The sequence below is a fragment of the Aureimonas sp. OT7 genome (assembly GCF_014844055.1).
GTDB classification, from domain to species: Bacteria; Pseudomonadota; Alphaproteobacteria; order Rhizobiales; family Rhizobiaceae; genus Aureimonas; species Aureimonas altamirensis_A.
This window is the reverse complement of record NZ_CP062167.1, coordinates 2,349,089-2,371,301: the sequence shown is the minus strand read 5'-3', so window position 1 is coordinate 2,371,301 and position 22,213 is coordinate 2,349,089. Positions and strand designations below refer to the sequence as shown.

Genomic DNA, 22,213 nt, shown 5'->3' with positions numbered 1-22,213 from the left:
GCGGTAGTATCAAGGGTGGCTCGGCTTCGGCTCGGCCACCCTGTAGCCCACACCCGGCTCCGTCATGATGATGGATGGGGTTGCCGGATCGGCCTCCAGCTTGGCGCGCAACTGACCGATATAGACGCGCAGATACTGCACGTCGCTCTCGTGTGCGACACCCCACACATGCTTCAATATCTGCCGATGCGTCAGCACCTTGCCCGCATGCCGCACGAGGTAGGCCAGCAAAGCGAACTCGCGCGGGGTCAGCTTCACCTCCGCTCCCATGCTGGTCACCCGATGGCGCGGCAGATCGACGACGAGATCGTCGAGCTTCAGGAGCGGCGCTTCCTCCGGACGCGTCGCGCTATGTCGCAGCGCCGTCCGGATACGCGCCATGAGCTCGCCGATCCCGAACGGCTTGTTGACGAAATCGTCGGCCCCGAGGTCCAATGCCTCGATCTTCTCGGCCTCGCGGTCGCGCGCAGACAGGATGACGATGGGCAGGGTCGTCCAGCCGCGCAACTGTGCGATCACGGATTTCCCATCCATGTCGGGCAGCCCCAGATCCAGAACGATCATGTCGGGGTGCTGCGTGGCCGCCAGAAGGATCGCCTGGCGGCCGGTGGTCGCGGCAACGACATCGTAGCCGGCGGCCGTCAGGGTCGGCTGCAGGAAGCGATGGATGGCCGGCTCATCGTCGACCAGCAGGATCTTGACGCGGCTCATGGCGTGGGCACCCTTTCGTCGATGGGCATGCGCAGTATGAAGCGCGCCCCCGTGGTACCGGCGGCGGCCGGCGCCAACGTGGCGTTGCCGCCGTGCGCCTGCATCACGCCGCGTGCGATGGCAAGGCCCAGCCCCGCGCTTTCGCTGCCGTCGGCGGTGCGCGTCGCGCCGCCGCTGACGAATTTGTCGAAGATTCGCTCGGCCATGTCCGGCGCTATGCCTGGTCCATCGTCGGTAACGGACATGACGACATCGCGCCCCTCCTGTGCCGCCTGAAGGACGATCTGCGCCCTTTCGCCGGCATGGCGCAAGGCGTTGCCGAGGACATTTCCCACCGCCTGTTCGAGCAGGCTCTGGTCTGCGTAGGCCAGTGGCAGGCCGGGCGGCACGCAAACCAGCATGGTCTGCACAGCGCCGCGCCTGCGCGCGGCGGCAACCGCCCGGTTGAGGATATCGGCGATATCTACCCAGTCCCGGCGAAGATCGAGCGAACCTGCCTCCAGCCGCGTGATTGCAAGAAGGTTGCGCACCATGCCATCCAGATGGCCGGCCTCATCCCGGATCTGGCCAAGAAGGTCCGCCTGCGTTGCGCCATCCATATGGCTTCCGTAGTCCAGAAGGCTGGTCGCCGATCCAAGGATCGACGAGAGCGGAGTGCGGAAATCATGGCTGATCGAGGCCAGCAGCGTATTGCGGATACGCTCCGTCTCGGCCTCTGCCTTCGCATCGCGGATCTCGGTCGATAGCCGCGCCCGGTGCAGGGCGGCGGCCACCTGCTCGCCCAGCGTCTGCAGGAGGATCTGCCCCTCCCCATCCAAAGGCGCTGTCGCAGGGTCGTGTTCGATGCCAAGAACGCCGACACGCCGGCCATCGGCGTTGAGCGGATGGAAGAGCCAGTTGCATCCGGGCAAGGTCTCGGTGCCCGATCCCGCCGGCTCATCATGCTCGAAGGCCCATAAAGCGGCCATTTTGGACGGCATGTCCAACCTGTCTTCCGGCGGCCAGGCGGCGACAATGGAAATGCCGCCATTATCGTCCGGCCCAAGCAGGATGGTTGTACGCTCCAGTGCCGCATGAACCTCGTAGACGGCGGCCTCACCCACCGATTCCGGGTCGGGCAGCGCGGAAAGCCGCCGCGTAACCTGGTACAGCCGTCGCGCCGCCCGCGTGCGCCGCACGGCAGAGCGGTTCTGCTCGCGCAGGCGGCCGGCCAGCGTCGCCATGCTGACGGCGATGATCAGGAAGATCGCCAGCGCCAGAAACTCGTGCGGGCGCGCGATCGTCAGCGTTCCGGTCGGCTGGATGAAGACGAGATTGTAGGCCAGGAACGACAGCAACGAGGCGAAGATCGCCGGAAGGACACCGTGGCGGATGGCCGGAATGACGACGGCCAGAAGATACAGCATCGACAGGTTCGGCAGATCCACGACATGGCCGACGCCGACGCCTGCCAGCGTTGCCAGCAGCACGCAGGCCGCGGCGACCAGATAGCCGCCCGAAGGTCCAAGGCCTGGTCTAACGAGGCGGCGGGGTACGGAGGCTGTCGGCGCGCTCGTCAATACGTGGACGGCAATGCCCTCGGCCCGCCCGACGAGCGCTTGCGCCAGGGTTGCCCGTGGCAACAGCGCGGCAATGCCGGGCCGGCGCGCCTTGCCAACGACGATCTGGGTGACATTCTGCACCCGCGCGAATTTCAGGATCGTGCCGGGAAGATCGGTGCCGACAAGGTTCATCGTCTGGGCCCCAAGGTCTCCTGCCAGCTTCATGGCCCCGTCTATGCAGCGGCGCTGCTCGTCGCTCCATTGGTGGCCGGGCCGGTCGATGGTGACGGCAAACCAGTGTGCCCCGAGAAGATCGGCAAGCCGCTTTGCCTCGCGCACCAGCCCCTCGGCCGCGCCGTCGCCGCCGATCGCCACCAGCAGGCGCTCACCGGCCGGCCAGGGCCCTTCGATGGCGCTTCCCTGCATACGCTCGATCAGGTCGCTGTCGACGCGCGAGGCAACCTGCCGCAACGCCAGTTCGCGCAGCGCCGTCAGATTGTTCGGCCGGAAGAAGCTCTGCTTGGCGCGGGTTGCCGTATCCTCCACATAGACCTTGCCCTCGCCTAGCCGCCGGATCAGCTCGTCCGAGGGAAGATCAACCAGCACGATCTCGTCCACCGCCTCTATGCGGCTGTCGGGCACCGTCTCCCGCACGCGAACCCCGGTGATGCGCTGGACGACATCGTTCAGGCTTTCGACGTGCTGGACATTCATCGTCGTCCAGACGTCGATACCGGCCTTCAGGCAGTCCTGTAAATCGCGCCAGCGCTTCGGATGGCGGCTGCCCGGCACGTTGGAATGCGCATACTCGTCGACCAGCAACAGTTGCGGCCGGCGTTTCAGTGCGGCATCCAGGTCGAATTCGGGTATCAGCCGCCCGCGATAGGCGATGCCCTTGCGCGGGATGATCTCCAGCCCCGCCAGCAGAGCCTCGGTCTCGGGCCTGCCATGCGTCTCGACCACACCGATGGCGACATCGCGCCCGGCAGCCACGGCGGCGCGTGCCGCCTGCAGCATCGCATAGGTCTTGCCGACGCCGGGGGCGGCGCCAAGAAAGATGCGCAACCGGCCGCGCCCCTCGCGCTCGGCATCGGCCAACAACGCGTCGGCCGATACCCTGGGCCCGTCCTCATCCACCATCGCGGCCTGCCGCCATTTCGTCCAAAGCCAGGTTGACCGATAGCACGTTCACGCGCGGCTCTCCCAGAAAGCCGAGGGTGCGGCCCTCCTGCGCGCGGTCGATCAGCCGTAGCACGTCTGTGCGCTCCATGCCCCGCGCCTCGGCAATGCGCGCCGCCTGCATACGTGCGTATTGCGGCGAGACATGCGGGTCGAGCCCGCTTGCCGAAGTCGTCGCGGCATCGGCCGGGATGGTCGATACCCCGTACTGCGCCTGCAGCGCCGCGCTGTCGGCGCCGAGCCTTTCCTGCAGGCGCGCGCTGGCAGGGCCGAGATTGCTGCCGCCGGAGGCCGAGGCGTCGTAGCCGCCGCCGGCCGCCGACGGCCGCGGATGCAGATAGCCCGGGCCGCTGAACGCTTGTCCGACCAGGGCAGAGCCGACGATACGGCCGTCGCGCTCCACCAGGCTGCCGGCCGCCTGCTCCGGAAAGACTGCCCCGGCAAAGCCAGTCATGGCGAGGGGGTAGGCAAGCCCGAGCATCAGGGTAAACACCGCGACGAGCGTCGCTGCGCTGCGAAGTTGCGTGATCATGGCCCTGGCCTCCTTATGCCATGCCGATGGCCGAAACGGCCATGTCGATGAGTTTGATCCCGATGAAGGGCGTCACGAGGCCTCCCAGGCCGTAGATGACCAGGTTGCGGGCCAGTGCGGAGGAAGCGCCTGCGGCACGATACGCCACGCCGCGCAATGCAAGCGGGATCAGCGCCATGATGATCAGCGCGTTGAAGATCACGGCCGACAGGATGGCACTCTGCGGTGACGCCAGCCCCATGACGTTCAGCACCCCGAGTTCGGGGATCGCCGCCACGAAGAGGGCCGGAATGATGGCGAAATACTTCGCGACATCGTTGGCGATCGAAAACGTCGTCAAGGCACCGCGCGTCATCAGGAGTTGTTTGCCGATGCCCACGATCTCGATCAGCTTGGTGGGGTCGGAGTCCAGGTCCACCATGTTGCCGGCCTCGCGCGCTGCCTGCGTGCCCGTCTGCATGGCCACGCCGACATCCGACTGCGCCAGCGCCGGCGCATCGTTGGTGCCGTCGCCGCACATGGCGACGAGGCGCCCCTGCCCTTGCTCCGCCCGGATATAAGCCAGCTTGTCCTGCGGCGTGGCCTCGGCAATGAAATCGTCGACGCCGGCCTCCGAGGCGATTGCAGCCGCGGTGACCGGGTTGTCGCCCGTCACCATGACCGTGCGGATGCCCATGCGGCGAAGCTCGGCAAACCGCTCCTTGATGCCGGGCTTGACCACGTCCTTCAGGTGTATGACGCCGACGATGCGCGGCCCTTCGGCCAGCGCCAGCGGCGTGCCGCCGGAGCGCGCGATCCGCTCCACTGCCGCGTCGAAGCCATCGGGAGCGGGCATGGCCCCGTCCTCCTGAGCGACGAAGGCGCGGATGGCATCGACGGCACCCTTGCGGATGCGCCGCACGCCCATATCCACGCCGGAAAGGCGGGTCGCTGCGCTGAAGGGCACGAAGCGGATCGACGGATCGTCCGGGCGGTCGGTTGCGATGTCGTGCGCCTCGCGTGCCAGTGCCAGGATCGAGCGCCCTTCCGGCGTTTCGTCCGCAAGGCTGGCAAGGCTGGCGATCCGTGCCGCCTCGCGCGGCGATGCGCCGCCCATGGACACGAATTCGGTCGCCATACGGTTGCCGAAGGTGATCGTCCCCGTCTTGTCGAGAAGCAGGGTGTCGACGTCGCCGGACGCTTCCACGGCCTTGCCGGACATGGCCAGGACGTTGTGCCGCAGCAGCCGGTCCATGCCCGCGATCCCGATGGCCGACAGGAGGCCGCCGATGGTGGTCGGGATCAGCGTGACCAGCAATGCCACCAGAACCGGAACGGAAACGAGGACGCCGGAATAGGAGGCAAACCCCGCCAGGGTTACGACAGCCACAAGGAAAATCAGCGTCATGCCGACCAGAAGGATCGTCAGCGCCAGCTCATTCGGCGTCTTCTGGCGCTCCGCGCCTTCGACCAGAGCGATCATCCGGTCCAGGAACGAAGAGCCGGGTGCAGCGGTGATACGAACCACGATCCAGTCGGATACCACGCTGGTGCCGCCGGTCACGGCCGAGCGATCGCCGCCGGACTCGCGGATGACGGGGGCGGACTCCCCCGTCACCGCCGCCTCGTTGACGGAGGCGATGCCCTCGACGATCTCGCCGTCTCCGGGCACCAGTTCGCCGGCCTCGACGAGGACATGATCGCCGACCTTCAGGTCGAGCGCCGAAACCGTATCGAAAGTCGCTCTGTCGGCAGCGTCGGCAAGGCGCCGGGCCATCGTATCGGTCCGCGAGCGACGCAGGCTGTCGGCCTGCGCGCGACCGCGCCCTTCGGCCACGGCCTCGGCAAAATTGGCGAACAGAACCGTGAACCACAGCCAGGCGGCGATCTGGCCGGTGAAGGCGACGGCATTGCCGGTGGCCACGTCGCGGACGAGAAGCAGCGTCACCGCGAAGGCGACGACCTCGGTGACGAAGATGACGGGGTTGCGGATCAACTCGGCCGGGTTCAGCTTGCGCAGCGCTTCCAGCGCCGCCTGGGTCAGAAGGTCCGGCTGGATGATGGATATGCGATCTCTTGAAAGCATTGTCGGGTGCTCCGTGCGCATCTGTCAGAAGGTCTTTCCGACCGTCATCTGGACCTGTTCGGCAATCGGACCGAGCGCCAGCGCGGGGAAGAACTGCAAACCGCCGAGGATGAGGATGACGCCTGCCAGAAGGCCGGCAAACAGGATGCCATGAGTTGGAAACGTGCCGGGTGAAGGAGCCAGCTTCGGCTTTGCCGCAAGCCGCCCTGCCAGGGCGATGACCGGCACGACATAGGCGAACCGGCCGAGAAGCATGGACAGCGCCAGGGTGGTGTTCCACCACGGGTTATCGGCGCCGAGCCCGGCAAAGGCGGAGCCGTTGTTGCCCGCGGCGGAGGCGTAGGCGTAGTAGATTTCGGACAGGCCATGGGGGCCGCCATTGTTGAGCGTCGCCAGCGCCGTGGGCGTTACGGCCGCCACGGCCGCAAAGCCCAGCATCGTCGCCGGCAGCACGATGATGGCAAGGACGGCCAGCTTCATGTCTCCGGCATCGATCTTCTTGCCGAGATATTCCGGCGTGCGGCCCACCATGAGGCCGGCGATGAAGACCGCGATGATGGCCATGACCAGCATGCCGTAGAGGCCGGAACCGACACCCCCCGGCAGGATCTCGCCCAGCATGATCAGCGCCATGGGCACCATTCCGCCGATGGGCGTGAACGAATCGTGCATGGCATTGACGGCGCCGTCCGAAAGGCCCGTGGTGACGGCGGCGAAAAGCGCAGAAGCCGCAATGCCGAAGCGCACTTCCTTGCCTTCCATGTTGCCGCCCGCCGGGTCCAGTCCGGCCGCGGCAAGCATGGGCGTTCCGGCACTTTCCGCCCAATAGGCGATACCGACCCCGGCGAAGAGGAGAAAACCCATGACGCAGACGAGCACACGCGCCTGCCGCTTGTCGTCGATCATGCGTCCGAAGGCGAAGACGAGGCCCAACGAAACGACGAGCATCTGCCAGATGGTCAGGACATTGGTCAGAGGCGACGGATTTTCGAACGGGTGCGCGGCGTTCGCGTTGAAGAAGCCGCCGCCATTGGTACCGAGCTGTTTTATGGCGAGCTGCGAGGCGACCGGGCCCCGCGCGATGACCTGCGTTCCGCCCTCCAGTGTCGTGGCGGACACCGCACCCGCAAGCGTCTGCGGTGTGCCGAGGTAGACCTGCACCGCCGCCGTCATGATGGCCAGCGGCAGCAGCACGTAGAGGACCGCGCGCACGACGTCGACATGGAAATTGCCGACGGTCGAGACGCTGCCGCGTGCAAAGCTCCGCACCAGGGCGAGCGCCAGCGCGATCCCCGTCGCGGCCGACAGGAAATTCTGGACCGTCAGCCCGGCCATCTGGCTGAGGTCGCTCATCGTGGCTTCGCCCGAATAGGACTGCCAGTTGGTATTGGTGACGAAGGACACCGCGGTATTGAAGGCAAGGTCCGCGTCCAGCCCCGGAAAACCGGAAGGGTTCAACGGCAGCGCGCCTTGCAGGCGCAGCAGCGCATACAGGGCGATAAACCCGACGAGGTTGAAGGCGATCATCGACAGGGCGAAGGCGAGCCAGCCCTGCTCCCTGGTCGGATCTATGCCGGCCAGGCGATAAATCATCCTTTCCAGCGGCGCGATGATGGGTGACAGGAGGGTACGCTCGCCCGCGAAGACACGGGCCATGAAGCGACCGAGAAAAAGGGCCGAGATCACGCACAGGACAAGGATGGCGATGATCTGCGCCCAACCGACAAGCGTCATGGTTTGGCTTTCCGCACAGAGGGGGTTGGATCAGAAACGCTCGGGCCGCATCAGCACGTAGCCGAGATAGGCCGCCACGAAGACGGTGGTGATGCCGCCGACGAAGAAGTCGAAGCCGGTCATTGCGATGCCAGCGCGCGGGCATAGGCCGCAAGCACGACGAAGGCGCCGATGCCGATGCCAAGATAGAGAAGGTCCAACATTGCGGGCCCCTCCTTTCAGGGCCGCAATCCATGTGAGCCAAGGCGCATAAGTTTTCGATCCGGAACCGTCGCCGCCGCCATAAGGATCGCATAAGGGCGTGCCGTACGCGGACCGACGCTTGACAAGCCCTGCCGCCTCGCCTCCGATCTGCAACCGGTGGATGGTGGCCGAAACGGGGGGGTATAGAATGCCTGCAGAACTCAGGACGCTTATTCTCGTCTCGGCGATCGGCATCGCCATCACCGGCCCATGGCCGTCCCGCGCCGCGTCGCCGGCACCGGTCGAGGGGGATAACGGCATGGTCGTGACAGCCCAGCACCTCGCATCGCAGGTTGGCGTGGACGTGCTGCGGCAGGGTGGCAATGCAGTGGATGCGGCCATTGCCGTCGGATATGCCCTGGCGGTCGTCTATCCCACGGCAGGCAATCTCGGCGGTGGCGGCTTCATGACGATCCGCCTTGCGGATGGAACATCCACCTTCCTGGATTTCCGCGAGCGTGCCCCGAAGGCGGCCACGCGCGACATGTATCTGGATGCGGCCGGCGAGCCGGTCCCCGGCGCCAGCACGGACACCTACCTCGCCGTCGGCGTCCCCGGGTCGGTCGCCGGGTTCGAGGCCGCGCGCGAAAAATACGGCACATGGGAGCGCGAACGGCTGATCGCCCCGGCATTGCGGCTTGCCCGGGAGGGCTTCGTGCTGGAGCCGGGCGACATCGCCTCCTTTGCCGATGGCAACGACATGCTGTCCCAGGACCCGGCCGCCGCCGGCATCTTTCTTCGGGATGGCCAGCCGCTGCGCCTCGGCGACACATTGGTTCAGCACGATCTCGCCGCCTCACTCGAGGCCATATCGCAGGGCGGCGCCGATGCCTTCTACAAGGGCGAGATCGCCGACCTGATCGTCAAGTCCAGCCAGGAGAACGGCGGTATTCTCGCCAGGTCCGATTTCGAAGAGTATCGCGTCCGCGAGCTCGAACCAGTGGAATGCAGCTATCGCGGCTACGACATCGTATCGTCTCCGCCGCCCTCCTCCGGCGGCCTGGTCATCTGCGAAATCCTGAACGTGCTGGAGGGTTACCCGATCTCCTATCTCGGCTACGGCTCGGCCGAGACGACGCGGCTGATGGTGGAGGCGATGCGCCATGCCTTCGTGGACCGTAACACCGCTCTCGGCGATCCCGACTTCGTCGACAACCCGGTCGAGAAACTGACAAGCAAAGCCTATGCGGAGGAAATCCGCGCGCGGATCGATCCGTATCGCGCCGGCGTCAGCGAGGATCTGAGACCGGCGGGAGCGACGGAATCGACCGAGACCACGCACTACTCGATCATCGACAAGGACGGGAACGCGGTTGCCGTCACCTATACGCTGAACGGCTCGTTCGGTACGGGCAAGGTGGCCGAGGGGACGGGCATACTCCTGAACAACGAGATGGACGACTTCACCTCCAAGCCCGGCGTGCCGAACCTCTACGGCCTCGTCCAGGGCGAGGCCAATGCCATCGAGCCCGGCAAGTCGCCCCTGTCGTCCATGAGCCCGACCATCGTTTCCCGGGACGGCAAGCCCTTCATGGTGATCGGCAGTCCCGGCGGCTCGCGCATCATCACCATCACCCTGTCGGCGATCATGAACGTCATCGACCATGGCATGGATATCCAGCAGGCGATCGACGCGCCGCGCATCCATCACCAATGGCTGCCCGACACCGTCGCCATGGAGCCCTACGCCCTGTCGCCGGACACGCTAAGACTGTTGGCCGGTATGGGCTACACGGTCGGCATCGACCCGGATTGGACCATCTGGGGCGAAGCGGCCGGCATCCTGGTCGGGGGACGCGACCTGGAAGAGATCGAAGCCGGCACCGGTACGGCGCGCTACTACGGCGCCATCGACAGCCGCGCCACGGCCGGCGCGGCCATCGGCTACTAGAAGGCCTGCCGGTACAGGCGGAGCGCATCCGCCTCGGTCACCTCGACGGGGTTGTTGGCAAGAAGCCGGGTCTGCTTCATCGCGTCGGCGGCCAGCATGGGCAGGCTTTCCTCGCCGATGCCGGCATCGCGAAGGCGTCGCGGCGCCCCGGAAGCGTTCATCAAGGTTTCCATCTCGTCGACGAACCCTTGCGCCCGTTCGGCTACATCGCCGCGGGACGCCCCGCCCACCACATCATGCAGTTCGGCGTACAGCGGCGCCGCCGCCTGCATATTGAAGGACAGGACCGGGCCCAGCATCAACGCGTTGGACAGGCCGTGCGGGATGTGAAAATGCCCGCCCAGAGGATAGGCCAGCGCATGGACCGCAGCCACCGGAGCGTTGGCGAAGGCTTGTCCGGCCAGGTTCGCTCCCAGCAGCATGGCTTCGCGCGGCCCTCGGGCGTGCCCGTCGCGGCAGGCATCGACAAGGTTGGCCGACAGAAGGCGCAGGGCCTCGCGCGCCAGCGCATCGGACAGCGGATTCTTCCGATGCCGGGAGGTGTAGGCCTCGATTGCATGCACCATCGCGTCGATGCCGGTGGCCGCCGTATGCAGCGCCGGCAGCCCGACCGTCAGTTCCGCATCCAGCAGCACCAGATCCGCATAAAGCTGGGCGGAAACGACACCCATCTTGGTCGTCTCGCCGGTCGTGAGAATGGTGATGTTGGTGGCCTCCGAGCCGGTGCCCGCCGTCGTCGGCACCTGCACCAGCGGCACCCTTTGGCCGACCACCCTGTCGATGCCGTACATTTCGGCCAGCGGCTGGGTGGAACCGATCATCACGGCGGCCAGCTTGGCGACATCCATCGAAGAGCCACCCCCCAGGCCGACCACGAGGTCGCAGCCGGACGCCCGCGCCGCCTCGACGCATGCCATCAGGACGGATTCCGGCGGATCGGCGATGACGGCATCGAACACCGTGACGCGGAAGCCGGATTGCACCAACGAGCGCTTGGCGGGCTCCAGCGCGCCGGCGCGGTGCAATCCGGCATCGGTGACCAGCAGCACGTCCCGCTCGGCGTGAAACTCGGCCAGGATGGGCCCAAGGCGGCGCGCCCCACCCCATTCGACCAGCATTGCCGGCACGGCGCGGAAGGAGAAGGGCAAGAGGCCCTCCTCCACCCGGATGGCATCAGACGGCGCTGCAGACATATTTCATCTCGAGATATTCCTCGATTCCGTGGTGCGAGCCCTCGCGGCCGAGGCCCGACTGCTTGACGCCGCCGAACGGCGCGACCTCGTTGGAGATGATGCCCGTATTGTGTCCCACGATGCCGTATTCCAGGGCTTCGGCCACGCGAACCGAGCGCGAGAAATCCCGCGTGTAGAAATAGGCGGCAAGCCCGAAGATCGTGTCGTTCGCCATGCCGATCACCTGCTCCTCCGTCTCGAAGGGGAACAGCGGCGCCAGGGGCCCGAACGTCTCTTCATGCGATACGCGCATATCCTGCGTCACGCCCGTCAGGATGCCGGGCTCCATGAACAGTCCGCCCAGCCGCTTGCCGCCGGACAAGAGCGTGGCGCCCTTGGAGACGGCGTCCTCGATATGTTCCTCCACCTTGCGAAGGGCCTTTTCCTCGATCAGGGGTCCGATGGCGACGCCCGGTTCGGTGCCGTTGCCGACCTTGAGTGCGGCGACCTTCGCTGAGAGTTTCTCGGCGAACGCGTCGTAGACGCCATTCTGCACATAGATGCGGTTGGCGCAGACGCACGTCTGCCCGGCATTGCGGTACTTGGACAGCATGGCGCCCTCCACCGCGGCGTCCAGGTCCGCATCGTCGAAGACGATGAAAGGCGCATTGCCGCCCAGTTCCAGCGACATGCGCTTGATGGTCGGCGCGCATTGCTCCATCAGCAGGCGCCCCACCTCGGTGGACCCCGTGAATGACAGCTTGCGCACGGTTTCGCTGGCGGTCAGCGCTGCGCCGATTTCGCGCGCCTTGCCCGTCACGATCTGGAGCACGCCGGCCGGGATGCCGGCCCGCACCGCCAGTTCGCCCAGCGCCAGCGCCGTCAGCGGCGTCAGGTCTGCCGGACGCACGATCATGCTGCAGCCGGCGGCCAGCGCCGGGGCCGCCTTGCGGGTGATCATCGCAGCCGGAAAGTTCCATGGCGTGATGGCGGCGGTTACGCCGACCGGCTGGCGTATGACCATGATCCGCCGGTCGGATGCCGGCGCCGGTATCGTTTCGCCATAGACCCGCTTGGCCTCCTCGGCGAACCACTCCACGAAGGACGCCGCATAGGCGATCTCGCCCTTCGCCTCGGCCAGCGGCTTGCCCTGCTCCGCCGTCATGATGGCGGCAAGGTCGTCGGCATTGGCGATCATGAGATCGAACCAATTGCGCAATGTGGCGGCCCGCTCCTTTGCGGCCAGCGCCGCCCAGTTCCTCTGGGCCCGGGCGCTGGCCTCGATCGCGTCCTCGACCTCGCCGGCCGACAATACGGGAACATGCGCGACGGTGGATCCGTCGGCCGGGTTCGTCACCGCGATGGTCTCGCCGCCGGCCGCATCGCGCCATGCGCCATCGACTAGGCATTGCTGCTTCAGGAGGCCGGGGTCGGAGAGCCGGAGGGAAGCCGTACCGGTATTGCTGGACGTCGACATGTGTTCAACCTGAGATTCTATCGCTCGATCCGACGAACACTAGTGCCATGGCGGCGGCGTTGAAAGTGAGGATCGTCGCAAGAGCAAAGGCAAACGCGTGCTGCATATCTTTTGTCCACGCCCATCCGGTAATCACTTTTTGTCGCCTCGGCCTTGATTTGGATGAGCGGGCGCGACATTGATTATGTGTAGACATATGCAATCGAAGGTTGGGGTCCCCATGGTCGCACGATACGGAATTCTGGCAGGCCTTCTCGCATCGTTGGCCGCTGCGCCGGCGGTGGCGCAGACGGACGTCAATCTTGGTTTCTCCGGTTGGACGGGCTTTGCACCGCTGACCCTGGCAAAAGAGGCCGGGATCTTCGAGAAGCATGGACTGAATGTCACCCTGTCGAAGATTCCGCAGGCCAGCCGCCATCTCGCGATGGCGTCGGGCGACATCCAGTGCGCCGCAACCACGGTGGAAACCTGGGTCGCTTGGAGCGCGAACGGCGTCCCGGCCACGCAGATCTTCCAGATGGACAAGTCCTACGGCGCCGATGGCATCGCGGTGCGCGGCGACATCGCCGACTTCGCGGCTCTCGAGGGCAAGACGGTGGCCGCCTCCGCGCCCGGCACGTCTCCCTATTTCCTGCTGGCCTGGATGCTGAAAGAGAACGGCATGACGATGCGCGATGTGCGGATCGTCAACATGGAGCCGGGTCCCGCTGCCCAGGCATTCGTTGCCGGGCAGAACGACGCCGCGATGACCTACGAGCCGTATCTGTCGACAGTGCGCGACGCGCCGGATTCCGGCAAGATCCTTGCAACGACGCTCGACTACCCGGCCGTCATGGACACGGTCGGCTGCACGCCGACATTCCTTCAGGAAAACCCCGAAGCCGGCAAAGCCCTGGCCGACAGCTACTTCGAGGCGCTGGAGATGATCGCGGCGGACCCCGACAAGGCCTATGAGATCATGGGCGCCGACGTGAACCAGACGGGCGAGCAGTTCGCGAACTCGGCCCAGCATCTGCGGTGGCAGGACAAGGCCGCCAATGCGACCTTTTTCGAGGGCGAGTTCAAGACCTTCTCGGAGGCCGCGGCAGAGTTGCTGCTGGAGATCGGCGTCATCCGTGAAAAGCCCGATGTCGCAATGCTCTACGACGATCAGTACATCAAGTAGTTGTATCCAGCGCCGTCAGGATCATGATGCTTCGTCCATTCCAGCCGGTCGGCGCCACAACGCGCGTCGTCCTTGGCATATCCTTCTTCGTGGCCTTCGTTGCACTGTGGGCGGTGGCGACGCTGGGAGGCTTCGTCTCGCGCACCTTCCTTGCCGATCCGCTGACCATGCTGGCGGACGGCTGGAACCTCCTGCAGCGCGGCTTCCTCTACGATATCGGCATGACGGTCTGGCGCGTCGTCGGCGGCTTTGCCGTCGCCGCCGCGCTGGGCGTTCCGATCGGCATCGCCATGGGCGCCTATAAGCCCATCGAGGCGCTGCTGGAGCCGTTCGTCTCCTTTGCCCGCTACCTCCCCGCTTCGGCCTTCGTGCCGCTGCTGATCCTGTGGGCGGGCATCGGCGAGACGCAGAAGCTACTGGTCATCTTCATCGGCGCGTTCTTCCAGATCGTCCTGATGGTTGCGGGGTCGGTGGCCTCGACCAGGCAGGACCTCGTCGAGGCTGCCTACACGCTGGGCGCGCGCGACAGGGGCATCGTCGCACGCGTGCTGATGCCGGCCAACGCACCCGATATCGCCGAGATCCTCAGGTTGGTGCTGGGCTGGGCCTGGACCTACGTCATCGTTGCGGAACTGATCGGCGCATCTTCCGGCATCGGCTACATGATCATCAACAGCCAGGCGCTGATGGCAACGGGGCAGATCATCTTCGGCATCATCGTCATCGGAATCATTGGGCTCATCTCCGACTTCCTGTTCAAATCCTTCAACCGGTGGGTCTTCGCCTGGAGGTTCGCATGAGCGAACTCATCATCGACGGCGTCGGCCGCATCTTTCCGGGCGTTCGGGGCGGCGCCCCCGTCACGGCGCTGCAGCCCACCAGCCTGACGGTGCCGGCCAACGACTTCGTCACGATCCTCGGCCCCTCGGGCTGCGGCAAGTCCACGCTGCTGCGCATCGTTGCCGGGCTGGATCGCCCGACAAGCGGCCGCGTCACGCTGGATGGTGTCGAAATCCATGGACCGGGCCCCGACCGCGGCATGGTCTTCCAGTCCTATACGCTCTTCCCGTGGTTGACGGTCGAGCAGAACATCGGCTTCGGGCTGCGCGAAAAGGGCGTGCCGGAGGGCGTACGCCGCGAGACCGTCGCCCAGTACATCGCCGATGTCGGCCTGAAGGGCTTCGAAAACCACTGGCCGAAGCAGTTGTCGGGCGGCATGCAGCAGCGCACCGCCATTGCCCGGGCGCTGGCCAACGACCCCAAGATCCTGCTTCTCGACGAGCCCTTCGGCGCGCTCGACAACCAGACGCGCGGCCTGATGCAGGAACTGCTTCTCGGGATATGGGAGCGTGAGCACAAGATGGTCCTGTTCGTGACGCACGATATCGAGGAGGCGATCTTCGTCGGCTCGCGCGTCGTCACCATGTCCGCGCGCCCGGGCAGGATCAAGTCGATCATCCCCGTGGACCTGCCGCATCCGCGCCATTACACGGTGAAATCGAGCCCGGAATTCTCCCGCCTGCGCGCCCGCCTGACCGAGGAGATCCGCCAGGAGGCCATCCTGGCAGCGGCCGAACACTGATCGAACTGCCGCCTCGGTGATTGACACCTCCTCGACAGGCCGCTAAAGATCGAACTGCAGACGAAGATATAAGACCATCTGCATGATGGTCTTCGCTCGTCCAAAACTTGCCCCGACCCTTATGTGGATGTGTCTGTTACTCTGGGAGGAGTAGTAGCATGCACGGGAGCAAGTATGCCCTGCGGGGCATAGAAGACGTCATTTCGTTTATCGACAAGAGCGACGGTATCCGCGGGCGCGCCGGCCTCATCTGGTGGCTTGCGCTGGGCGGTCTGTTTCTCGATGCCTTCGCCAACTCGGCGCTCAGCGCCGGGCTTGGCCCGATGACCCGGAACATGGGGCTGGACGCGCGCGAAGTCGCGCTGATGACGTCCTTCGCATCTTGGGTCGCGATCGTGTTCAACCCGATCGGCGGCTGGATGGCCGACCGCTGGGGCCGCATGCGCCCTCTCGTCTTCGCCAAGCTCCTCGCTTTGGTCGGCGCCGTCCTGGTAGCGACAGCGCAGAGCTACGAGGTGATCATCTTCGGCCGGTTCTTCGTCGGCGCGGCCTATGGCATCGACTTCGCCATCGCCATGGCCGTACTTGCCGAATTTACCCCGGCCCGGCTGCGCAGCCGCCTGAACACCTGGCAAGGCATCTGGTATCTTGCGGTGTGCACGAACATCCTTCTGGCAATGATGTTCTATAGCTGGGATGTGGGCGACACGATCTGGCGCTATTCCGTCGCGGCGACCGGCATTTTCGCCTTCGCGATCATGCTGCTGCAATTCGCCTTCATGGTGGAAAGCCCCATCTGGCTGGCGCGCAAGGAAAGGCTGGACGACGCCGCCAGGGCCATGAGTCGCATCTACGGCCTTACCTTCGCCGCGGCCCCGCCGGCCGAGCGCCTGCCGGTCGTCAACCAGGCAAAACGCGGTTTTCGCAACATCGCGCTGATCTTCCGGGGCGTCTACCTGCCGCGCACCATCCTGGCGGCAACGGTTCAGATCGGCCAGTCGATCCAGTATTTCGCGGTCGGCTGGTATCTACCGCTCATCAGCGCATCGCTGTTCGGCACCGATTTCATCAACGCCATGCTGGGGACGCTCGTCTTCAACGTCTTCGGCATCGTCGGCGGGTTCATGTCGCCCACCATCGGACGGATTTTCGGCCTGCGTCGCGCTTCGGCCATCGGCTTCGGCGCCGTCTTCTGCATGTTGGTCATCATGGGGCTTTTCCACGACACGATGCCAGTCTGGCTGGCGGTCATCGTGCCCTCACTCTTCATCCTTTTTCACTCTGGCGGACCGGGGGCGAATGGAAAAAGCCTGTCTTCCCTGTCCTTCCGCAGCGAACTGCGTGCCGGTGCGAACGGCATCATCGGCGCGATGGGTGCAACCGGCGCAGCCATCGGTCTCCTCGTCTTTCCGATTTTCAGAGAGACGTATGGGTTGGGAACGACGTTCCTGATCCTGTCGGTGGTTCCGCTTATCGCTTGCATCATCTGCAGCGTCATCCGGTGGGATCCAACCCGCACCTCCGTCAATCCGGACAACGAGCCGGGTGCACCACAGTTTGCCGGCGACTGAGGGAGGCACGATGACGATGCTGCAGCAGGCCATACTGGCGATAGACGAAGGCACGTCCGGCACGCGGGCTGCCCTGGTGCGGGCGGATGGCGGGGTTACCACCCCCGCCTATGCACCACTGAAAGTTACGACGCCGCGCCACGGCGTCGTCGAACAGGACGCCGATGCGCTTCTGGAAACCACCTTGGCCATGTGCCGGAAGGTCGTCGCTTCGGCGCCGGCCGAAGGCGTCGAGATCGCCGCGCTGGGATAGAGAGTTGACCGAGCGTGCCGGACGCCCCATCGGTGCACGGGCCATCTACCTCTGGGCCGTGCGCCACATGCGCGACACGCCATGCGTGGCGGAGGCACTGAAGCAAAAGCGCCTTGCCTTCGGCACGGTCGACAGCTGGCTTCTGTGGCATCTTTCCGAAACCCGGAGGGTCGTGACGACGCCCACCAACGCCACCTCCTGCGGGGCCTATGACCTGCGCCAGCACAGCTACATCGGCGATTGGCTGGACGCCCAGGAGTTTCCGCAAGAGTTGCTGCCGACCCTTATGGAAGACGCCGACGAGTTCGGACATACACGCAGCGACCTGATCGGCATCCGCGTTCCGATCATGGCGTCCATGGGTGATCAGCTTGCAGGCCTTGTCGGCCTCGGATGCCATGACAGCGGCCAGGCCATGTGCGTCCACGGAACGGGCAGCTTCGTCGATCTCGTGATCGGCCAGGAGCGCCCGGCGCAGCCGGGTGCCGTCGAGGCGACGTTCACGATGACCGCCTGGCGCAAGGGTGGATGCTCGGACTTTGCGGTGGAGACTTACGCGGCCACCACCGGCTCCGCGCTCAACTGGCTTTGCGCCGACATGCGCTGGTTCGACGATGCACGTCAGATCAGCGCCCTGGCGGCCGAGGCCGGCGGGGCGCGCGGCATCTGCTTCATGCCGACGCTGACGGGGCTGCGACAGCCGGTCATGGTGCCGGCCGCGCGGGCCTCCCTGACCGGGCTTTCCATGACCCATACGCGTGAAGAGCTCGCCTATGCGGTTCTGGGAGGCATCGCGCAGTCGGTCGTCTCATGTGTGGAAGCGGACGAGCTGGTGGCCGGCAAGCAGATGCATGAGCTGGTTGCGGGCGGCGGCCTTTCGTCGTCCGATCCGCTGCTGCGCATGCAGGCCGATCTTGGCGGCGTCCCCGTGCGTCGCATGCCCGACGCAGAGCGCGCGAGCCTGCGCGGCACCGCCTTCATGGCCGGCGCGCGAGGGCTCATGTGGAGCGATCTTTCGCAAGCCCGCTCCACCCTGCCGCCGGGCGAGACGTTCGAACCTTCCTTGTCGGAAGACGAGCGTCTGTCGCGTCGGGCGGGCTGGCACGCGGCCATCTCCGACGAGATCGGCCGTACCCGAGCCGGCGTCTATGACAACCGCCCGCCCTTGCCCGGCAGTGGCGGGTGACACATCGATGAGGTTTCCCATGTTTCGACTTCCCGGCCGACGCGCCAGCCGCGACCGCGAAAACCTTGCCCGCACCGAGCCCTTGCGGCTCGTCCGCGCCGAGCAGGAAGACAGGCTTGCCGACGAGACGTTCGACATTCTCATCGTCGGGGGTGGCGTGACGGGATGCTACTGCGCCTTCGACGCGGCGCTGCGCGGCTATCGCGTGGCGCTCATCGAAAAGGACGACTTCGCTTCCGGCACCTCGTCCAAATCGTCAAAGATGGTCCATGGCGGTTTGCGCTACATCGAGCAGGGCAATCTGGGACTGGTCCGCCATTCCCTGCTGGAGCGGCAGAGGCTGCGCCGCAATGCCGGTCATCTGGTGCAGCGGTTGCCATTCCTGTTCCCGATCCTGGAGCGTGACGGCATCTTCGATGCGCGGATGGCCAGGGCGTTCGAGGGCCTGCTCTGGAGCTACGACTTGGCCGGCGGGTGGCGCGAGGGCATCCTTCATCAGCGGCTGACGGCCGCCGAGGTGCTGGCGCACTGTCCCACCTTCCGCGACGACCAGCTGCGCGGCGGCTTCATGTACTTCGATGCGCGGGTCGACGATGCTCGGCTGACGCTGGCGCTGGCACGGTCTGCCGCCCATCATGGTGCGGCCATCCTCAACCATGCGCGCGTCATGGAGCTGACGCGCAATGGCGGAAAGGCGGACGGCGCGGTCGTGGAAACCGCATCCGGCCGCGAGATCCGGGTGCGAGCGAAGGCCGTCATCATGGCGACGGGCGTCTGGATGCGCGACTGGATGGTTGCCGACAACGACGAGCGGCCGCTGCATGTCCGGCCGGCCAAGGGCGTGCATGTCGCCATTCCCTGGTTGAAGGTCCGCAACGACTGCACCGTGACGATCCCCGTTCCGGGGCGCAGCCGTCGGGCCACCATCACCCGGTGGGGCAACGTTTCCTATCTCGGCACCACAGACGAGGACTACAAGGGCAGCCTCGATGACGTTCATTGCACGCGCACCGAACTCGACTTCCTTCTGGAAGGCGCCCGTTCGGCCTTGAAGACGGACATCGACGCCAGCGACGTCGTCGGCAGCATCGCCGGCTGCCGCCCGCTCGTTTCGTCCTCGCCGGGTGGCAGCACGATGGATGTCAAACGCGACCATACGGTGCATGTCGGCAAGGACGGTGTCGTTTCCATCGTCGGCGGCAAGTTGACGACCGCCCGCCACATGGCCGCTCAGACCGTGGATGCCGTGGGCAGCGTGCTGGGCGACAAGCGCAGATGCACCACCAAGAAAGCCTGGCTGCTTGGCGCGGCCGGCTACGACGCCCAGGCAATCGTCGCCTCCGGCGGGATGGCGGCCCATCTGGGAGAGCGATACGGCACCGAAGCCCGCTTCGTCAGCGACCTTCTGGCCGAGGATTCGGGCCTTGCCGAGCCCATCGTCGAAGGACTGCCGTTCACGCAGGCCGAAGTTGTGTATGCGGTCCGGCACGAGATGGCGGCAACGGTGGACGATGTCCTGTCGCGGCGGATGCGGGCCCGCCTGATGGCACGCGACGCCTCCGGCCGGGCGGCAGCCCGCGTCGGTGAGATCATCGGGCGGGAGCTGAAGCTTTCGTCCAACGAGATCGCCAGCCAGATCGCCGGATATGAAGCGGCGATCGCCAAAGAAAAATCCATACTTACGGGAGACTATTGATATGATGAGCAAGGAAGCGGTGCGCCGCGGATACAATCGTGGCAACTACGTCGTCGGCGCGCCGACGCAGCCGCATTATGCCAAGTCGATCGAGACGATCGGCGCTTCCGCGGGCCTTGCCCGCAATGCCGTGCAGGTTTCCGAGGCCGTCATTGCAGAGCTGCGGAGCGCGTCGGACGAGGTCCTGACCACGCGCGACGATCTCGTCGTCAACACGCGCGACTGGTGGGCCGGCACCATGATCGCGGAAACGGACGGCACCCCAGCGGCAGTGGACGGCGTCTTCGTGCGCGTCTCGACGGTGGAGCAGGTGCAGGCTGTCACAACGATCGCCCATCGGCATCGCCTGCCACTGACCGTCTCTGCCGGCCGCAGCAATGTGACGGGCGCAGCCCTACCGCTGCGCGGCGGCATCGTGCTGGACGTCTGCGACATGAACCGTCTGGTCGGGTTCGATGCGGACAGCCAGATCGTGGAGGTGGAAGCCGGGATGTTCGGCGACGTCTTCGAGCAGACGATCCAGGAATCCTACGGCATGACCATGGGCCACTGGCCGTCCTCCTTCGGCATTAGCACGGTGGGCGGCTGGGTGGCATGCCGTGGCGCGGGGCAATTGTCCACGCGGTACGGCAAGATCGAGGACATGGTCTACGGGATGGATGTCGTTTTAGCCGACGGCAGGCTGGTCACGCTGGGCGGCTATGCCCGCGCGGCCATCGGCCCCGATCTGCAACAGCTTTTCATCGGCTCGGAGGGCACGCTCGGCATCGTGGTGCGCGTCCGCCTGAAACTGCATCGCCTGCCCGACTACAGCCGCGCGATCGCCTACGGGTTCGACAGTTTCGCGACCGGTCTCGAAGCCTGTCGTCAGATCATGCAGGGCGGCGCCAACCCGGCCGCGCTGCGCCTCTACGACGCGCTGGAAAGCGGCGTGCAGTTCGAGGAACCGGAGCTTAACGTGCTGCTGATCGCCGACGAAGGTGCGCCGGAGATCGTCGATGCCGTCATGACCATCAGCGAGCGGGTCTGCGCCGGGCTTGGCCGCAAGCTGGATGGCGACGCCATCTTCGAACGCTGGCTGGACACGCGCTACCTGACCGGCAAGAGCGCCGAAGGGTTCAAGCGCAGCCCAGGCTTCGTGGCCGACACGCTGGAGATGACGGGCTGCTGGAAAGACCTTCCGAAGATCTATGACGAGGTCGTTGCCGCCATCAACGCCGTTCCGGGCACGTTGGCCGGCTCGGCGCACCAGTCGCATGCTTATATCGACGGGGCGTGCCTGTATTTCTCACTGCGCGGCGACGTGGATGTCGAGCGCCGTGGCGCCTGGTATCGCGCTGCATGGGATGCAGCCAACGCCGTTCTCGTCCGGCATAATGCGGCTCTCAGCCACCACCATGGAGTCGGGCTCTTGCGCGCGCCCTACATGCGCGACAGTCTCGGCAGCGCGTTTCCGATTCTGGAGGCAGTGAAATCTGCGCTCGACCCGGACAATCTGCTGAACCCGGGCAAGCTCGGCCTTTCGCTGGATATGCCGCGCGACGCGAAGAGGTAATCTTGGCCCTGGACAGAACCATCGGCGAACGACTGTTGCGCCATCCGGTCATGGCGACACTCTACGGCACGGAGCAGGTTGACACGTTCCTGGCCAGCCGCGCCGAGATCGGCATCGTGGCCAACATATCGCTGCGCCACGTCGCCGAGCTGGTGCGGACGCTGACCCGGCGCAACAAGCTGATCGTGTTGAACATCGATAGTTGCGAGGGCTTGTCCCAGGACAAGGGGGCCATCGAGTTCCTGTCCGAAGCGGGAATATCGGTTCTTCTGTCCACCAGGGTCCCGACCATCCAGAAGGCCGCGCAATGCGGCCTTCTGACCATGCAGAAGGTGTTCGTTACGGACCGGTCCACCTGGCCGCGCAGCGTCAAGGCCATCTCCCAGAGCAGCCCTAACCTGGTGCAACTGATGCCGGCGCCCATGCTGGCACATATTCCGGCGGACGATCGGAAGCGGATGCCGCCTGCGGTGGCCTCCGGATTCATCTGCACGCAGGCCGACGCACAGGCCGCCTTGAAGCGGGGCGCGGTCGCGGTATCCTCCAGCAATGCCGCCTTGTGGAACATGGAGCGACCGGCATTGTGACAAAACCCGCACAGGCGGCGGACATCCGACATTGTGGCTGAATTTCGATATTCAAACTTGGCCTGCGGCCGCG

At 65.7% G+C, this 22,213-nt stretch carries 18 protein-coding genes; 10 read left to right on the top strand and 8 right to left on the bottom strand.

Annotated elements, in window-relative coordinates; genetic code table 11:
• Positions 1-9: 9 nt before the first annotated feature.
• From IGS74_RS11335 to IGS74_RS11310, 6 genes are read right to left on the bottom strand one after another with little or no spacing between them, the layout of a single operon-like run.
• A complete protein-coding gene (locus IGS74_RS11335; RefSeq protein ID WP_192386210.1) occupies positions 10-711 on the bottom strand; it encodes a response regulator in 702 nt (233 codons plus the stop codon).
• Complete coding sequence (locus IGS74_RS11330) at positions 708-3,392, bottom strand: sensor histidine kinase KdpD (RefSeq protein ID WP_192386209.1); 2,685 nt, start codon at positions 3,390-3,392, stop codon at positions 708-710. The genes IGS74_RS11335 and IGS74_RS11330 overlap by 4 nt, the downstream gene beginning before the upstream one ends.
• A complete protein-coding gene (kdpC, locus tag IGS74_RS11325; RefSeq protein WP_192386208.1) occupies positions 3,382-3,963 on the bottom strand; it encodes a potassium-transporting ATPase subunit KdpC in 582 nt (193 codons plus the stop codon). The genes IGS74_RS11330 and kdpC overlap by 11 nt, the downstream gene beginning before the upstream one ends.
• A 13-nt stretch (positions 3,964-3,976) precedes the next feature.
• Positions 3,977-6,028, bottom strand: coding sequence for a potassium-transporting ATPase subunit KdpB (kdpB, locus tag IGS74_RS11320; RefSeq protein ID WP_192386207.1), 2,052 nt, complete (start codon positions 6,026-6,028; stop codon positions 3,977-3,979).
• Positions 6,029-6,052: 24 nt separating this feature from the next.
• Positions 6,053-7,762 (bottom strand): potassium-transporting ATPase subunit KdpA, encoded by a 1,710-nt coding sequence (gene kdpA / locus IGS74_RS11315; RefSeq protein ID WP_192386206.1) that lies wholly within the window; start codon positions 7,760-7,762, stop codon positions 6,053-6,055.
• 30 nt (positions 7,763-7,792) lie between these two features.
• Positions 7,793-7,885: a potassium-transporting ATPase subunit F gene (locus IGS74_RS11310; RefSeq protein WP_039195850.1), complete on the bottom strand. Its 93-nt coding sequence runs from the start codon at positions 7,883-7,885 to the stop codon at positions 7,793-7,795.
• Positions 7,886-8,153: 268 nt separating this feature from the next.
• Between IGS74_RS11310 and ggt the strand changes: the two genes are divergently transcribed.
• Positions 8,154-9,896 carry a gamma-glutamyltransferase gene (gene ggt / locus IGS74_RS11305; RefSeq protein WP_192386205.1) on the top strand — a complete coding sequence of 581 codons (1,743 nt, stop codon included), beginning with the start codon at positions 8,154-8,156 and terminating at the stop codon, positions 9,894-9,896.
• Here the strand turns inward: ggt and IGS74_RS11300 are convergent.
• Both IGS74_RS11300 and IGS74_RS11295 read right to left on the bottom strand, forming a co-directional pair.
• Positions 9,893-11,089 (bottom strand): iron-containing alcohol dehydrogenase, encoded by a 1,197-nt coding sequence (locus IGS74_RS11300; RefSeq protein WP_192386204.1) that lies wholly within the window; start codon positions 11,087-11,089, stop codon positions 9,893-9,895. The two genes, ggt and IGS74_RS11300, sit on opposite strands and share 4 nt — an antisense overlap.
• The gene (locus IGS74_RS11295; RefSeq protein ID WP_192386203.1) at positions 11,070-12,545 is read right to left on the bottom strand and encodes an NAD-dependent succinate-semialdehyde dehydrogenase; all 1,476 of its coding nucleotides are present in this window, start codon (positions 12,543-12,545) and stop codon (positions 11,070-11,072) included. Before IGS74_RS11295 ends, IGS74_RS11300 begins: the two co-directional genes overlap by 20 nt.
• 220 nt (positions 12,546-12,765) lie before the next feature.
• Between IGS74_RS11295 and IGS74_RS11290 the strand changes: the two genes are divergently transcribed.
• The 9 genes from IGS74_RS11290 to IGS74_RS11255 all read left to right on the top strand — a co-directional run bounded on the left by IGS74_RS11290 (position 12,766) and on the right by IGS74_RS11255 (position 22,140).
• Positions 12,766-13,710 carry an ABC transporter substrate-binding protein gene (locus tag IGS74_RS11290; RefSeq protein WP_206688147.1) on the top strand — a complete coding sequence of 315 codons (945 nt, stop codon included), beginning with the start codon at positions 12,766-12,768 and terminating at the stop codon, positions 13,708-13,710.
• A 26-nt stretch (positions 13,711-13,736) separates the two neighbouring features.
• Positions 13,737-14,510, top strand: coding sequence for an ABC transporter permease (locus IGS74_RS11285; protein ID WP_192391757.1), 774 nt, complete (start codon positions 13,737-13,739; stop codon positions 14,508-14,510).
• Positions 14,507-15,292 (top strand): ABC transporter ATP-binding protein, encoded by a 786-nt coding sequence (locus tag IGS74_RS11280; RefSeq protein WP_192386201.1) that lies wholly within the window; start codon positions 14,507-14,509, stop codon positions 15,290-15,292. Before IGS74_RS11285 ends, IGS74_RS11280 begins: the two co-directional genes overlap by 4 nt.
• Before the next feature lie 158 nt (positions 15,293-15,450).
• Complete coding sequence (locus IGS74_RS11275; RefSeq protein WP_192386200.1) at positions 15,451-16,863, top strand: MFS transporter; 1,413 nt, start codon at positions 15,451-15,453, stop codon at positions 16,861-16,863.
• A gap of 10 nt (positions 16,864-16,873) precedes the next feature.
• The gene (locus IGS74_RS20050) at positions 16,874-17,116 is read left to right on the top strand and encodes an FGGY family carbohydrate kinase (protein WP_206688146.1); all 243 of its coding nucleotides are present in this window, start codon (positions 16,874-16,876) and stop codon (positions 17,114-17,116) included.
• A gap of 4 nt (positions 17,117-17,120) precedes the next feature.
• Positions 17,121-18,302: an FGGY-family carbohydrate kinase gene (locus IGS74_RS11270; protein ID WP_206688145.1), complete on the top strand. Its 1,182-nt coding sequence runs from the start codon at positions 17,121-17,123 to the stop codon at positions 18,300-18,302.
• Positions 18,303-18,321: 19 nt separating this feature from the next.
• On the top strand, positions 18,322-19,998 hold the full coding sequence (locus IGS74_RS11265) for a glycerol-3-phosphate dehydrogenase/oxidase (RefSeq protein WP_192386199.1): 1,677 nt from the start codon (positions 18,322-18,324) through the stop codon (positions 19,996-19,998).
• A 1-nt stretch (position 19,999) separates the two neighbouring features.
• Positions 20,000-21,553 carry an FAD-binding oxidoreductase gene (locus tag IGS74_RS11260; protein WP_192386198.1) on the top strand — a complete coding sequence of 518 codons (1,554 nt, stop codon included), beginning with the start codon at positions 20,000-20,002 and terminating at the stop codon, positions 21,551-21,553.
• A 2-nt stretch (positions 21,554-21,555) separates the two neighbouring features.
• A complete protein-coding gene (locus tag IGS74_RS11255) occupies positions 21,556-22,140 on the top strand; it encodes a glycerol-3-phosphate responsive antiterminator (RefSeq protein ID WP_197057576.1) in 585 nt (194 codons plus the stop codon).
• The last annotated feature ends 73 nt before the right edge of the window (positions 22,141-22,213 follow it).